We start from the raw sequence: 13,394 nt of genomic DNA, 5'->3' as shown, positions 1-13,394 counted from the left end.
AAAATATTTGCTTAAGCCCGAACCTAAAAGTCGGGCTTTTTTTTATTTTTATGGTGCTGAATCAATAAAAAATTCATTTTGAAAAAGACTCTAACAAGTATATTACTGATTTCATTGTTATCAGTAGGCCTTTCTACTTTTGGTCAATTGAACATCCAATCTGGAAGCCAGTTGGCGTTTAAATACTTTCGCGACAAGGAGTACAAGCCAGCTTCTACCCTCTTTTACGATTTGTACGATGTTACAAAATCCAAAACTTATTACAACTACTACGTAGATTGCCTGCTTGAATTGGAAGAATTTAAGGATGCTGAAAGTTTTGTAAAGAAACAGGTACGAAAGAATCCGAATGATAATAGTTTCATTATAAGTTTGGGGTATGTCTATAAAAAATGGAATCAGGAAGGAGAAGCAATCAAGCAATACAATAAAGCACTACAAAAGCTAAAACCCATTAAGGTTGATATTAATAGTATTGCCAATGCATTTATTTCCAAACGCGAATATGAGTTTGCTGCCAAGGCCTATGAAAGAGGAAGAGAGTTGTTAAAGCAACCACATCTCTATCATATCGAATTGGGAAATATTTATCTCTACCAAAGAGATTTTGAAAAAATGCTTACTGAATTTTTAATTGGCGTATCTATTGATCCAAGTAAGGTAAACTCTGTACAAAATCGCCTTCAATCTGCACTTGCTCAAGATATCGATTCCAGTCTGGATCCAATTATCAGAAATCAGCTATTGAATAAAATGCAGACAGAACCAGACAATTTGGCTTTGAAAGAATTATTGCAATGGTACTTTATGCAGAAAAAACAGTTTAAACCTGCCTTGGCGCAAGCCAGATCTATCGACTTAATAAAAAAGGAAGATGGATTTCGTTTAATGTCTTTAGCCTATACAGCAAGAACAAATAAAGATTTCGAAACTGCTTTGGAAGCTTTTCAGATCGTTATTGATAAAGGTGCCGAAGCTTCAAACTATTTTAAAGCCAAAACAGAATTTTTAGAAACAAGATTTTTGCAGCTAAACGATGCTCCAAATACCTCGCAAGAAGAATGGAAAAGCTTGGCTTCTTCCTATGAAAAATTCTTAATCCAAGAAAAAAATATTGGACAAACAAGCAGGGCTATTGTTAGACATTCTCACATTTTATCGGCTTACCTAAACCAAAGCGATAAAGCAATTGAAAAACTTGAAGCTGTTCTAAAAAATCGCAACATTCACCCACAATTTAAATCAGAAATTAAAATGGAATTGGCAGATATTAAATTGTTTGCCGATGAAAAATGGGATGCCATTTTGCTCTATTCTCAAATTGAAAAAGCCAATAAAAACAACACCATAGGCTACGAGGCAAAGTTTAAAAAGGCTAAGGTTTCATACTATATGGGTGAACTTAAATGGGCAAAAGCACAATTGGATGCCCTTAAAGGGAGTACTTCCAAATTAATTGCCAATGATGCCATTGCTTTATCGCAGTTGATTAGTGATAATACCACACTAGATACCAGTTACACGGCAATGAAAACATACGCTGAAGCTGAGTTTTTACTATTCCAGAAAAAAGAAGATGAAGCCTTGAGCAAATTGGATGAGTTGTTAAGAAATCAACCGGCCCATAGCCTGGTAGATGAAGTGTATTTCAAAAAATATGAAATCTATTTGCAGCTGAATAAATTGGATAAAGCTCTGAGAAATCTTGAAAAGATAATTACAGATCATCCCTGGGATTCAATTGCTGATAAAGCATTATTCAAAAAGGGAAAACTACTTGAAAAAATGCAAAATTCAACTGCTGCATTAGAATGTTATAAATCGATTATTACAGATTATCCCGATAGTATTTTTTCTGTTGAAGCGCGAAAAAGGATAAATGCTTTGAGATAGATTTTTATAAATTTGCGCGACTTTTAAAGATAAATAATATGTTATTATACAATACAAGCTATTTGCTAGATCAGGAAATAGAGGAAGTTTTTGTGGAATGGATGAAAATTAAATTCATTCCTCTTTTAAAGGAAACCTGTACTTTCTCTAATAATTATTTTTGCAAAGTAATGGTTGCACAAGAAGATGGTGGAATGACTTATTCATTGCAACTCCTATTCAAAACCCAAGAACAATTGGAAAAATACATCAATAGCTTTGAACCAAAAATTAAAGCGGTTTTTAATGCCAGATTTCAAAATCAGGTAATCACATTTTCTTCGCTTTTGCAAGAAGTTTAAATCCAAGTCATTGAATCAGCAAAAAAAGGCATATACTTACGCATTACTGGCAATTTTATGTTGGTCTACAGTAGCAACGGCATTTAAAATTGCGTTAGAGGGTATGGACTTTCTGCATTTGCTATTGATTTCATCAGGCACTGCTCTTATTTTTTTGTCTGTTTTATTGGTGCTGAAAAATCAATTCTCAAGCAGTTTTAAGGTAAGCAGAAAGCATTATTTTAGCTCTGCTATTTTAGGCTTATTAAACCCATTTTTATACTATCTGGTTTTACTAAAGGCCTATGCCATTTTGCCTGCTCAATTTGCAATGAGCTTGAATTACATCTGGCCAATTACTTTGGTTTTGCTTTCGATTCCATTGTTAAAACAGAAAATTGGAATTAAAAGTATTATATGCATTTTGGTCAGTTTTGCAGGAGTGGTCGTAATTGCCAATAAAGGCTCATTTGCTTCACTGCAAACTCCAGATCCATTCGGAGTATTCTTGGCAATCGGAAGTTCAATTTTCTGGGCTTTGTATTGGATTTATAATGTAAAAGATAAGCGAGAAGAAGTTGCCAAGCTATTTCTGAATTTCATTTTTGGTTTTGTTTACATTGCAATAACCATAGCACTATTTTCTGATTTCACAATTCCTGATACCAAACCTTTATTGGCTGGAATTTACATTGGAATTGTTGAATGTGGAATTGCCTATGTCCTCTGGTTGAAAGCTATGAAATTAACGGTTTCAACCGACAAAATTGGTCATTTGGTTTTCTTAAGCCCCTTTGCCTCATTAATATTTATTAATCTGATTCTCGGAGAATCTATCTATCTTAGTACACTGGCAGGCTTGGTTCTTATTATAGCTGGGATTGTACTGCAAAAACTTGTTCAAAAATCCAATTCAATTGAGTAACGACAGAATAATTATGGGAATTGATCCGGGAACCAATTTAATGGGATATGGATTAATTAGAGTGGTAAACAGAAAACCTGAAATCTTGGTTTCGGGAGTTCTCGATTTGAAAAAAATTGGCGATCCCTATATTAAGCTTCAAAAGATATTTCAACGCACACTGCAAGTTATTGACGAATATCATCCGGATGAATTGGCCATTGAATCGCAATTTTTTGGTAAAAACATTCAGTCGATGTTGAAATTGGGTCGAGCTCAAGGAGTAGCCATTGCTGCCGCTTTGCAACGCAATATCCCAATTTTTGAATATGCCCCACGTAAAATTAAGCTGGCAATTACTGGTACAGGAACAGCTTCGAAAGAACAATTGGCAGTAATTCTTCAGCGCTATTTTAAGATGAAAGATTTTCCACAAAATCCAGATGAGTCGGATGCCATTGCAATAGCACTTTGTCACTTCTTTCAGGACAATGCACTGGTAACTGCGAAAAAATCCAGTTCATGGGCCGATTTTGTAAAAAACAATCCAAGTCGAGTAAAAAAGTAAATACTTAAAATGAAAAAAGCCGCTAAAAAAAGCGGCTTTCCTGTATATCTGAAATTCTTTTATTCTAAATTTTTACGAATTGCCTTTGCAACTTCGGCTAGTTCTTCCTGGCTTGGAGACAGTTTAGGATTGTCAAAATTTAAATCTCCAATATTATTCAATGGCACCAAATGAATGTGCGTATGCGGAACTTCCAAGCCAATAACGGCAACTCCCACACGTTTACACTCTACACTTTTGTCAATTGCTTTGGCAATCTTTTTGGCAAATACATTTAAACCTGCCAATACATCATCTTCCAAATCGAAAATGTAATCAACTTCTTGCTTTGGAATTACCAATGTATGACCTTTAGCCAAAGGGCTAATATCTAAAAATGCAAAGTACTTGTCGTTTTCTGCAATTTTATGGCAAGGAATCTCGCCTTGAACTATTTTTGTGAAAATTGAAGCCATTTTATCTGTTTTAAGAAGTTTTCAGTTTATTTCTTTTAGATAGAAATTTCGATAATTTCGAAAGGAATAATTCCATTCGGAACTTGAATATCCACTACATCACCAACTTTCTTTCCAATTAAACCTTTCGCAATTGGCGTATTGATAGAAAGTTTGCCTTTTTTAAAGTCAGCTTCACTTTCCGACACCAAAGTGTAAGTCATTACAGCACCATTTTTCTGGTTCTTGATGGTAACTTTGTTCATCATCTGAACCTTTGATGTATCAATTTTAGTTTCATCAATTACCCTACTGTTGGCAATAACTCCTCGCAACTGAGCAATTTTTGCTTCCAACAAACCTTGAGCTTCTTTTGCTGCATCGTATTCAGCATTTTCCGACAAGTCCCCCTTGTCAATAGCTTCACCAATTTGCCTAGAAATTTTTGGACGCTCAATGTTCTCAAGCTGTTCCAATTCTTCTCTTAGTTTTTTTAAACCATCTGCCGTAACATATGAATAACCAGACATAATATCCTCCTATTTATTTTTTTCTTGATTTCTTAATTTCCAGATCATCAAAGACCTATAAAACAAAAAGAATCCCGACTTATCGGAACTCTTCAGGAATACAAATATACAAATTTATATTTATGCTCCCTTTCTTACCATATAAACTGTGACTTATAAAAGTACTAAAAAATTATACTAATTGTACTTTCTCTCTAAAATTTCCTTGTAAATTATTGCCTGACGCCAATCTATCTCTTCTTCATCATCTTCCTCCTCTTCTTCCTGATAGAGACTCTTTAATGCATCGAAAGTCGAAAGCTTATTTTTCTCAGTATATTCTATACTACTTTCTCGAGGATCTTTCTGCTCAGGAACTGAATCCAAGACTACCTCTTGCTCGGTAATTGGGGGTTTTGTTTCCCATTCTTCATCCTCCTGATATGGCTCGGGCATTTGCTGTCCCAACAAAGCTTCAAATATCGATTCAAAATCTTTTTGCGGCTTCGGAGTTTGAGGAGTGGTTTGCTTCGCTAATTCTCCATCATCAGGTGGAGACATAGCAATAGGTTTTTTCTTGCTCTTCTTTATAGAACTAAAAATACCTACAATGGCCAGTATGATCAGATATATTATATTTCCCCATCCTTCATCCATGAGAGTTCTGATATTTAATTGTTAATTTTACGCTTTCACAATAATAACCAGGATAAACCTGCGTTTATCAATGCAAACTATAAATTATGTCACTCAACAAATCAAATTTACTATATTTTTTTATTTTATTTTCATTGTGCATAAGTATTTGTTCATGTAGTTCCAATTCGGTTGATGTTAACGAAATTGTTCCTTACAGACAAATTAATGCTCACATTGATCTTACTTATTACAATCAATTGACTAATAATTCGGCCATGTATTTCGATTTTATTGAAGGCCGCTCTTTAGGATACAAAGATCACGGCATATTTGTTTTTAGAACCAATGGTCAATACTATGCCTACGATGCTACTTGCACTCATGATGTTGAAGCTGAAGAACATGTTGAGTTGAATGATCCTAATGATGATGACGCATGGAATAATGGTGCGACTTGTCCTGTTTGCGGAAGCGAATTTATTCTTTCAACAGGAGCAGCTCCAACCAGCGAATCTATAGCCATTCATCCATTAAAATCATACAGAACCAGTGTATCTGGTAATATACTTAGGGTTTACAACTAATCAATATATAAAAGACACAAAAAAATTAGTCCCATTTGCAACAGAACTAATTTTAACATCTTAAATATAACAAAATCAGCTTACAAAGCAAATCAACGAAATTTTTTCTGATTGCATATTTATATAAAAAAGGCTTGACTCGGTAAACAATAATGCATAATTTGAAAGGAAATTCACCTATTCAAATTAATTTTTTAATCTTATGAAGAAAGCATTATTACTACTTGTGTTCGGGGTTTTGTGTGTACCGTTCGCAACTTTTGCAAGTGAAGCCGATTTGGTAGTTCCTGATTTAAGACAAAGTGTCTTTGATGGAGTTGGAGGCATGAATGGCTGGAACTTGCTCCTCTACGGAATTATAATTATTGCCTTGGGTTTAATGTTCGGAATGGTGCAATTTAATCGCATCAAAAAACTTCCAACGCATAAATCAATGGCAAAAGTTTCAAATATTATTTACGAAACCTGTAAAACCTATTTGTTGCAACAAGGTAAATTCCTGATTATTCTTTTCTTGATTATTGCGTTGCCATTGGTTATTACTTTTTGGCATTAGCTAATTTAAGCATTCCTAAAACCTTACTGATTCTTCTGTGGACCGTCCTTGGTATTCTTGGCTCATATGGTGTTGCATGGTTCGGAATCAGAATCAACACCTACGCAAACAGTAGAACCTCCTTTGCTGCTTTAAAGAAAAAGCCTTTTGATGTTATGTCTATTCCTCTTCAGGCAGGAATGAGTGTTGGTTTATTGCTGATTTGCGTTGAGCTGATCATGATGATTGCCATCCTTCTTTTTATTCCTGGTGAAAGTGCTGGCGCATGTTTCGTTGGTTTCGCAATTGGAGAATCGCTAGGTGCTTCTGCTCTAAGAATTGCTGGTGGTATCTTTACTAAAATTGCTGATATTGGAGCTGACTTGATGAAGATCGTATTCAAAATTGGGGAAGACGATCCAAGAAACCCAGGTGTAATTGCCGACTGTACAGGTGACAACGCTGGCGATAGCGTTGGACCTACTGCAGATGGTTTTGAAACCTATGGTGTAACTGGTGTTGCCTTAATTACTTTCATTATTTTGATGTTTGGGGAAACTGGTTTAATGCCAAATGTTGGTTTTGCATCTACTTTAATTGTATGGATTTTTGCCATGCGTGTCTTAATGATTTTCACATCGGTATTTGCATATCTGGTTAATCAAGCTATCGCAAAAGCTAGATACAGCAAACTAGATAAATTCAATTTTGAAGCTCCTTTAACTGCTTTGGTATGGATTACATCAATTATTTCAATTGTAGTTACATATGCTTTAAGTTATGTACTGATTTCTGATCTTCCGGAAGGATTGTGGTGGAAATTATCTACTATTATTTCTTGTGGTACACTCGCAGCAGCTGTAATTCCCGAATTAACCAAAGCTTTTACCAGTTCTGGTTCCCGCCATGTACAGGAAGTTGTAACTGCTTCTCGTGAAGGTGGAGCATCTCTTACTATACTCTCAGGTATGGTAGCTGGTAACTTCTCGGCATTCTGGAAAGGCATGGTAATGATGGCTTTAATGGCTGTTGCATTCTATACCGTTCAGGATATTGATGTTTTTGGTGAGTATCCAGGTATTTTCGCATTTGGTTTGGTTGCCTTTGGTTTCTTGGGAATGGGACCTGTTACCATTGCTGTTGACAGCTACGGACCCGTAACCGATAATGCACAATCAGTATTTGAATTGTCACAAATTGAAAGTATTCCTAACATTAGCGAAGAAATTGAAAAAGATTTTGGTTTCACTCCTAATTTCGAAACAGGAAAGCACAATTTGGAAGAAAACGATTCTGCCGGTAATACATTTAAAGCTACAGCTAAGCCTGTATTAATTGGCACTGCTGTTATCGGTGCAACTACAATGATTTTTGCAATTATTCTTCTCCTTAAAGGTACTGTTCTTTCTACTGGAGAATCTTTATTACAAATACAATTAACTGATCCTTCTGTAATTCTTGGTTTGATTACTGGTGGTGCTGTAATTTTTTGGTTCTCGGGAGCCTCAATGCAAGCAGTTACTACAGGTGCATACAGAGCGGTTGAATACATCAAGAAAAATATCAATCTGGACAAAACTGAAGCTGATATTGAAGATTCTAAAAATGTTGTAAAGATCTGTACTCAATATGCACAAACAGGAATGTGGAATATTTTTGCCGTGATCTTAAGTTTGACTTTGGCCTTTGCATTCTTTAGTCCTAATTTCTTTGTGGCTTACCTGATTTCAATTGCCATTTTCGGATTATTCCAGGCAATGTACATGGCCAATGCCGGTGGTGCATGGGATAACGCTAAGAAAGTGGTTGAGGTTGATTTAAAAGAGAAAAACACTCCTCTTCACGATGCAACCATTGTAGGTGATACGGTTGGTGATCCATATAAAGATACTACTTCTGTTGCGTTAAATCCGATCATTAAGTTCTCAACTCTATTTGGTTTGTTGGCTGCAGAAATTGCCATAGAATTAATTGTTAAAGCTGATAAAACCGGGGCAACAAATATTGCACCTTACATTGGAACATTATTCTTGATTATAGGCTTATTCTTTGTGTATCGCTCTTTCTATGGAATGAGAATTCCACATAAACTTATTAACGAATCTAATTCAAAACCAGAAATAAAAAATGATAAAATTAGCTCTAATCATCAACAAAATGAGCCGATTGAAGCTAGTAAAAATTAAATATTTGATTTCAATAGTAATAATGACCCCGAGGATTATCTTCGGGGTTGTTTTTTACTTTTCTAATTTAAAGTACAGACGTAAGGCCTTGCGTCTCCACAAAAACAAATTCTTATTTCCCAAACAATTCAATAACCGCTTCCTTATCTTTTGCCAGCTGAGCTTTTAGATCATCAATTGATGCAAAAAATTGTTCGTTGCGAATTCTTTGATAGAAATGTATGGTAATGTTCTTGTAGTAAATGTCCTGATCGAAATCAAGAATATGAACTTCGATTGATCGGTTATCCAACTGATTGTTTACCGTTGGTCGAACACCAATATTCAACATGCCCAAATAACGCTTGTCATCAACATCCACTTTAACGGCATAAACACCATCTTTTGGTACCAGCTTATAACTTTCCTGAGGATCGATATTGGCAGTAGGAAAGCCTATTTTATGTCCTATTTTTTTCCCATTAACCACATCGCCTTTTATAAAAAATCGGTAGCCTAAATATTTATTTGCCGTTCTAATATCACCTTCGCCAATGGCTTTTCGGATTTTGGTTGAACTAATGTTAATGGCATCCATGTTTAAAACATCCTGTCGCTCTATTTTAAAGTTCAACTGATCAGCAAACACCTTTAAATCTTCGTACTTTCCTTCGCGGTTGTGACCAAAACGGTGATCGTAGCCAACTACCAGGTATTTCATACCCAACTGCTTTACCAAAATTTGCTCTACAAACTCTACATATGAAAGCTTCGAAAACTCTTTGGTAAAAGGATATATTACCAAATGATCGATACCAGCCGCCTCAAGCAAAACCTTCTTCTCTTCAAGTGTATTGATCAATCGTAATCCATTATTCTCCTCACTCAAAACCAAACGAGGGTGAGGATAAAAAGTAAAAATTACGGTTTCTCCATTCACTTTATGCGCCAATTCCTGCAATCGACGTATTACTTTTCGGTGTCCCAAATGAACACCATCAAAAGTTCCAATTGTAACCACAGGGTTTAGAGCAGAAAAATCTTTAAGATCCGTATATATCTTCATCAGTAATATCAATTGTATGTGGTGAAATTCAATCTAAATCATCAATCCCTTCTTTATCTCAAGCCAAAAAATCTCACCTTTTTAATCTGAAAACAAAAATATGAAAAATTCCCGAACCTGATCGATTCCTTCAATATCTCACATTGGTTGATAATGATTATACAGGAAATTATTAGTAAATTTCCGCCTGAAGTTTCGCAGCCCATTTGCTTTGAGAATTTGACACCTTAAGATCAAATCAGCCAAAGCTTTTGATTATAAATTATTTGATAGCGAAACCCAGTATTTTTGCAGTTTAAATAACACAATCTAATCCATAGTATGAGAAAACTATTATTTGTACTTCCACTAGTTTTATTTTGGGCTTGTGGTCAAAAAGGAAATGTAAGCATCGAAGGAAAAATCGATAACGCAAAGGGTAAAACTTTGTATTTGGATCATTTGCATGTTGCCAGTACAACTGCTGTTGATTCGGTAGAACTTGACGAAGAAGGTCGATTTGAATTTGATTTGAACATTACACAACCTGAATTTTACTTGTTGCGCTTATCAAACGGTAAATTGCTTACTCTTTTGGCTGAAGAAAACGATAAAATGTTGGTATATAGCAAGGCCGAAAACATGAATAAAAAGTATATTGTTGAAGGATCGAAAGGTTCGAAACTGGTAAAACAAATTAACGATACTTTAAATGTTACCAAAGCTAAAATTGCTAATATCCGCAAGCAATTGGAAGAAAAGAAAAATGATGCTGATTTCTCAACTGTGTCGCAAAATTTAGTTGCTGAATATATTGAAGTAATTCAGGCACAAAGAAAATTCTCTATCGACTTTATCATGCAAAATGCTACCTCGTTGGCTAGCTATATGGCATTGTATCAAAAAATTGATGAAAACACTTTCACTTTAAACGAGAACAAAGATATTCAGTTTGTGAAAATTGTAGCTTCATCTATGAGAGCTCTTTACCCTGAGCATGAGTATACCAAAGCAATTTTGGCCAACTACAAAACTCTTGAAAAGAGAATGGCTAATCTAAACATGGCCAAAATGATTGAAGAAAACGGTGCTAGTTTTCCTGAAATCAAATTGCCTGATAGCAATGGTAAGGAAGTAGCTCTTTCATCTTTAAAAGGAAAATTTATTGTATTAAGTTTCTGGGCTTCTCAAGACCCAAATTCTCGTAAGCAAAATGAAATCTTAAAGAAAATCTACGACAAGTATAAAAACAAAGGTTTAAGAATTTACCATGTTTCTGTTGACCAGGATGCTGAGCTTTGGAAAAAGGCGATTAAAGAAGACAAGATGGACTGGATCAATGTTTGTGATCCTGAAACAGGAAGTGGTTACGCAACTCGTTTGTTAAACGTACAAAGAGTTCCAGCTAACTACCTAATCGACCAAAGAGGTGAAATTGTTGGTAAAGATCTTTTTGCAAGAAGATTGGAAGAAAAAGTTGCTGAATACGTAAAGTAATACAACTAAAATAGATTAAGTGCCTAAAGTACAAAGGTGAAAACTTATTTTCATTACTTTTAAACTTTAGGCATTTTAAGTACATGATACTTTCTCATGAGTAAAAACAAAAAAATATATTTTGCTTCGGATGTGCATTTAGGAGCACCTGCTTTAAAGAATAATCGTGAACGCGAATTGTTATTTGTAAAGTGGTTGGATACAGTAAAAACCGATGCCGAAGCAATTTATCTAATGGGTGATATTTTCGATTTCTGGTTCGAGTACAAACGTGCAGTGCCCAGAGGATTTACCCGAGTATTAGGAAAGCTGGCCGAAATTACCGATTCGGGAATTCCTGTACATTTCTTTACCGGAAATCACGACATATGGGTGTTCGATTATTTGCCAAGCGAAACTGGCGTAATCGTTCATCGTGATATTGTAAAAACCGAACTTCAGGGTAAGAAATTCTTTTTGGGACATGGCGATGGATTAGGGCCATACGATAAGGGATATAAGATTCTGAAAAAGATCTTTACCAATAAGTTTCTGCAATGGTCGTTTGCCAGAATACATCCCAATTTTGCAATTTGGTTGGCACACAATTGGTCGGGGCACAGTCGACTTAAAAATGGCAAGATTGAAGCAGATACATTTAGAGGCGAAGACAAAGAATGGTTGGTGCTATATGCCAAAGATGAACTGAAAAAGGAACATTTCGACTATTTCATTTTCGGACATCGTCACTGGCCTTGCAATATCGATTTGAATGGCAAAAGCAGATATATCAATACTGGCGATTGGGTAACACATTTTACTTATGCCGTGTTGGATAATGGTGTAATGGAATTGAAAGAATTCGAAAAACCTGTTTAGATTATCGTAGAGACTTAGCACTGCTACGTCTCGACATCAAAAAATATTGAAATGGAATTTTTATACATCGCAATTGGAATTGCCAAAGGGATAATTATTGCCTGGTTAATTCTTAGAAAAAAAATATCGCATCAAGCATCTCTGCATCGTGAGGAATTGCTAAAGCAGGAAAATGCTTTTATCAATGAAAAAAGTGAATTATCGCACCAATTATCGATATTGGAAGAGCGTGCAAATAACATAAAACGCGAAAAAGAGGAAATAGCGAATTTGCTGGGCGAAGAAAGAGATAAAAACGAAAACTTAACCCGTTCGGTATCTATTTCGGCTACCGAAAGAAAGAATTTGGAAGAGCGATTGGTAAACCAAAAGCAGGAACTGGAAGAATTACAAAAGAAGTTCACCACAGAATTCGAGAATATTGCCTCTAAAATCCTGAAGGAAAACACCAAAGAGTTTACTACATCGAACCAAAAGAATATGGATGATATTCTAGGTCCGATCAAGGAAAAGCTGACTTCGTTCGAAAAGAAGGTTGAGGAAACGTACGATAAGGAATTGCGCGATAAAATCAGCCTGAAAGAAGAGGTAAAAAAGCTTTATGATCTGAATGCAAAGATTAGCGATGAAGCTAATAACCTAACCAAAGCCTTAAAGGGTGATGTGAAGAAACAAGGCAACTGGGGCGAAGTTGTATTAGAAAGAATATTAGAACGTTCGGGTCTTTCGAAAGGAGAAGAGTACGAGCGCGAAGTGGTGACTCACAACAGCGAAGGACAAACCATTCGCCCTGATGTAATCATTCGTTTGCCTGAAGAGAAGCATGTAATTGTTGATTCGAAGGTTTCGCTAGTGGCATATGAACGATTTGTGAATTCCAACGGAGAAGAGGACAAGGACAAGTTCCTAAAAGATCACGTCACCTCCATGAAAGCTCATGTGAAGGAATTGTCTAATAAGCATTACCAAAGTTCCGATGAACTCAACTCGCCTGATTTTGTATTGATGTTTGTTCCAATTGAATCATCCTTTGCTATGGCGGTACAGGCAGATCACGAATTGTTTAGCTATGCATGGGAAAACAAAATTGTAATTGTGAGCCCTTCTACCCTATTGGCAACCTTGCGCACCATTGCCTCAATATGGAAACAGGAGCATCAAAACCGAAATGTTTTGGAAATTGCTCGCCAAGGTGGAGCTCTTTACGACAAATTTGTAGGTTTTGTTGAGGACATGATCAGTTTAGGCAGACAAATGGATACGGCTAAAAAAACTTACGCTACCTCGATGAACAAACTAACCGAAGGTCGTGGTAACCTAATTCGAAGTGCTGAAAAAATTAGAGAGCTGGGTGCTAAGGTGAAGAAAAAACTACCTCAAGCCTTAATCGATAGAATGGATGATGCTCCGATACTGAAAGAATAGTTTCAATTGAGGTAACAA

At 35.7% G+C, this 13,394-nt stretch carries 14 protein-coding genes; 10 read left to right on the top strand and 4 right to left on the bottom strand.

Annotated features, from left to right (window positions below; all coding sequences use genetic code 11):
- Positions 1-78: 78 nt before the first annotated feature.
- The 4 genes from JCM15579_RS05315 to ruvC are packed head-to-tail and all read left to right on the top strand — an operon-like array spanning position 79 to position 3,685.
- The gene (locus tag JCM15579_RS05315; protein ID WP_157471347.1) at positions 79-1,893 is read left to right on the top strand and encodes a tetratricopeptide repeat protein; all 1,815 of its coding nucleotides are present in this window, start codon (positions 79-81) and stop codon (positions 1,891-1,893) included.
- 38 nt (positions 1,894-1,931) lie between these two features.
- On the top strand, positions 1,932-2,234 hold the full coding sequence (locus JCM15579_RS05310; protein ID WP_054716794.1) for a DUF4286 family protein: 303 nt from the start codon (positions 1,932-1,934) through the stop codon (positions 2,232-2,234).
- Positions 2,235-2,244: 10 nt separating this feature from the next.
- A complete protein-coding gene (locus tag JCM15579_RS05305) occupies positions 2,245-3,138 on the top strand; it encodes a DMT family transporter (RefSeq protein WP_054716791.1) in 894 nt (297 codons plus the stop codon).
- The gene (gene ruvC / locus JCM15579_RS05300; protein WP_054717077.1) at positions 3,131-3,685 is read left to right on the top strand and encodes a crossover junction endodeoxyribonuclease RuvC; all 555 of its coding nucleotides are present in this window, start codon (positions 3,131-3,133) and stop codon (positions 3,683-3,685) included. The genes JCM15579_RS05305 and ruvC overlap by 8 nt, the downstream gene beginning before the upstream one ends.
- 59 nt (positions 3,686-3,744) lie before the next feature.
- Here ruvC and JCM15579_RS05295 read toward each other — a convergent pair whose 3' ends face one another.
- The 3 genes from JCM15579_RS05295 to JCM15579_RS05285 all read right to left on the bottom strand — a co-directional run bounded on the left by JCM15579_RS05295 (position 3,745) and on the right by JCM15579_RS05285 (position 5,285).
- Positions 3,745-4,140 (bottom strand): HIT family protein, encoded by a 396-nt coding sequence (locus JCM15579_RS05295; RefSeq protein WP_054716788.1) that lies wholly within the window; start codon positions 4,138-4,140, stop codon positions 3,745-3,747.
- 35 nt (positions 4,141-4,175) lie between these two features.
- Positions 4,176-4,649 carry a transcription elongation factor GreA gene (gene greA, locus JCM15579_RS05290; protein WP_054716785.1) on the bottom strand — a complete coding sequence of 158 codons (474 nt, stop codon included), beginning with the start codon at positions 4,647-4,649 and terminating at the stop codon, positions 4,176-4,178.
- 177 nt (positions 4,650-4,826) lie between these two features.
- Positions 4,827-5,285, bottom strand: coding sequence for a hypothetical protein (locus JCM15579_RS05285; protein WP_054716782.1), 459 nt, complete (start codon positions 5,283-5,285; stop codon positions 4,827-4,829).
- A gap of 134 nt (positions 5,286-5,419) precedes the next feature.
- Here JCM15579_RS05285 and JCM15579_RS05280 point away from each other — a divergent pair, with 134 nt between their 5' ends.
- The 3 genes from JCM15579_RS05280 to JCM15579_RS05275 all read left to right on the top strand — a co-directional run bounded on the left by JCM15579_RS05280 (position 5,420) and on the right by JCM15579_RS05275 (position 8,572).
- Entirely contained in the window at positions 5,420-5,851 is a 432-nt protein-coding gene (locus tag JCM15579_RS05280) for a Rieske (2Fe-2S) protein (RefSeq protein WP_157471345.1), read from the top strand.
- Positions 5,852-6,053: 202 nt separating this feature from the next.
- Positions 6,054-6,407 carry a sodium/proton-translocating pyrophosphatase gene (locus tag JCM15579_RS21795; protein WP_218186062.1) on the top strand — a complete coding sequence of 118 codons (354 nt, stop codon included), beginning with the start codon at positions 6,054-6,056 and terminating at the stop codon, positions 6,405-6,407.
- Positions 6,398-8,572 carry a sodium-translocating pyrophosphatase gene (locus JCM15579_RS05275; protein ID WP_218186061.1) on the top strand — a complete coding sequence of 725 codons (2,175 nt, stop codon included), beginning with the start codon at positions 6,398-6,400 and terminating at the stop codon, positions 8,570-8,572. Before JCM15579_RS21795 ends, JCM15579_RS05275 begins: the two co-directional genes overlap by 10 nt.
- A 112-nt stretch (positions 8,573-8,684) precedes the next feature.
- On the opposite strand, the gene JCM15579_RS05270 is transcribed toward JCM15579_RS05275, so the two are convergent.
- On the bottom strand, positions 8,685-9,617 hold the full coding sequence (locus tag JCM15579_RS05270; RefSeq protein ID WP_054716776.1) for a bifunctional riboflavin kinase/FAD synthetase: 933 nt from the start codon (positions 9,615-9,617) through the stop codon (positions 8,685-8,687).
- A gap of 321 nt (positions 9,618-9,938) precedes the next feature.
- Between JCM15579_RS05270 and JCM15579_RS05265 the strand changes: the two genes are divergently transcribed.
- From JCM15579_RS05265 to JCM15579_RS05255, 3 genes are all read left to right on the top strand, one after another.
- A complete protein-coding gene (locus JCM15579_RS05265; protein ID WP_054716773.1) occupies positions 9,939-11,093 on the top strand; it encodes a peroxiredoxin family protein in 1,155 nt (384 codons plus the stop codon).
- A gap of 96 nt (positions 11,094-11,189) precedes the next feature.
- Positions 11,190-11,951, top strand: a complete 762-nt coding sequence (locus tag JCM15579_RS05260; RefSeq protein ID WP_054716770.1) for a UDP-2,3-diacylglucosamine diphosphatase — start codon at positions 11,190-11,192, stop codon at positions 11,949-11,951.
- A 51-nt stretch (positions 11,952-12,002) separates the two neighbouring features.
- Positions 12,003-13,376 (top strand): DNA recombination protein RmuC, encoded by a 1,374-nt coding sequence (locus JCM15579_RS05255; RefSeq protein WP_054716767.1) that lies wholly within the window; start codon positions 12,003-12,005, stop codon positions 13,374-13,376.
- Positions 13,377-13,394: the final 18 nt, after the last annotated feature.

The sequence above is a fragment of the Marinifilum fragile JCM 15579 genome, assembly GCF_001310955.1.
In the GTDB taxonomy this organism is placed as follows: Bacteria; Bacteroidota; Bacteroidia; order Bacteroidales; family Marinifilaceae; genus Marinifilum; species Marinifilum fragile.
The sequence above is the reverse complement of the archived record's forward strand: the minus strand, read 5'-3'. Positions and strand labels throughout refer to the sequence as shown.

Bases quoted from the DNA above. Each gene is read 5' to 3' on its own strand.
- JCM15579_RS05310 (WP_054716794.1), top strand. From the start codon at position 1,932: ATGTTATTATACAATACAAGCTATTTGCTAGATCAGGAAATAGAGGAA.
- JCM15579_RS05295 (WP_054716788.1), bottom strand. From the start codon at position 4,140: ATGGCTTCAATTTTCACAAAAATAGTTCAAGGCGAGATTCCTTGCCAT.
- greA (WP_054716785.1), bottom strand. From the start codon at position 4,649: ATGTCTGGTTATTCATATGTTACGGCAGATGGTTTAAAAAAACTAAGA.
- JCM15579_RS05285 (WP_054716782.1), bottom strand. From the start codon at position 5,285: ATGGATGAAGGATGGGGAAATATAATATATCTGATCATACTGGCCATT.
- JCM15579_RS21795 (WP_218186062.1), top strand. From the start codon at position 6,054: ATGAAGAAAGCATTATTACTACTTGTGTTCGGGGTTTTGTGTGTACCG.
- JCM15579_RS05270 (WP_054716776.1), bottom strand. From the start codon at position 9,617: ATGAAGATATATACGGATCTTAAAGATTTTTCTGCTCTAAACCCTGTG.
- JCM15579_RS05265 (WP_054716773.1), top strand. From the start codon at position 9,939: ATGAGAAAACTATTATTTGTACTTCCACTAGTTTTATTTTGGGCTTGT.
- JCM15579_RS05260 (WP_054716770.1), top strand. From the start codon at position 11,190: ATGAGTAAAAACAAAAAAATATATTTTGCTTCGGATGTGCATTTAGGA.
- JCM15579_RS05255 (WP_054716767.1), top strand. From the start codon at position 12,003: ATGGAATTTTTATACATCGCAATTGGAATTGCCAAAGGGATAATTATT.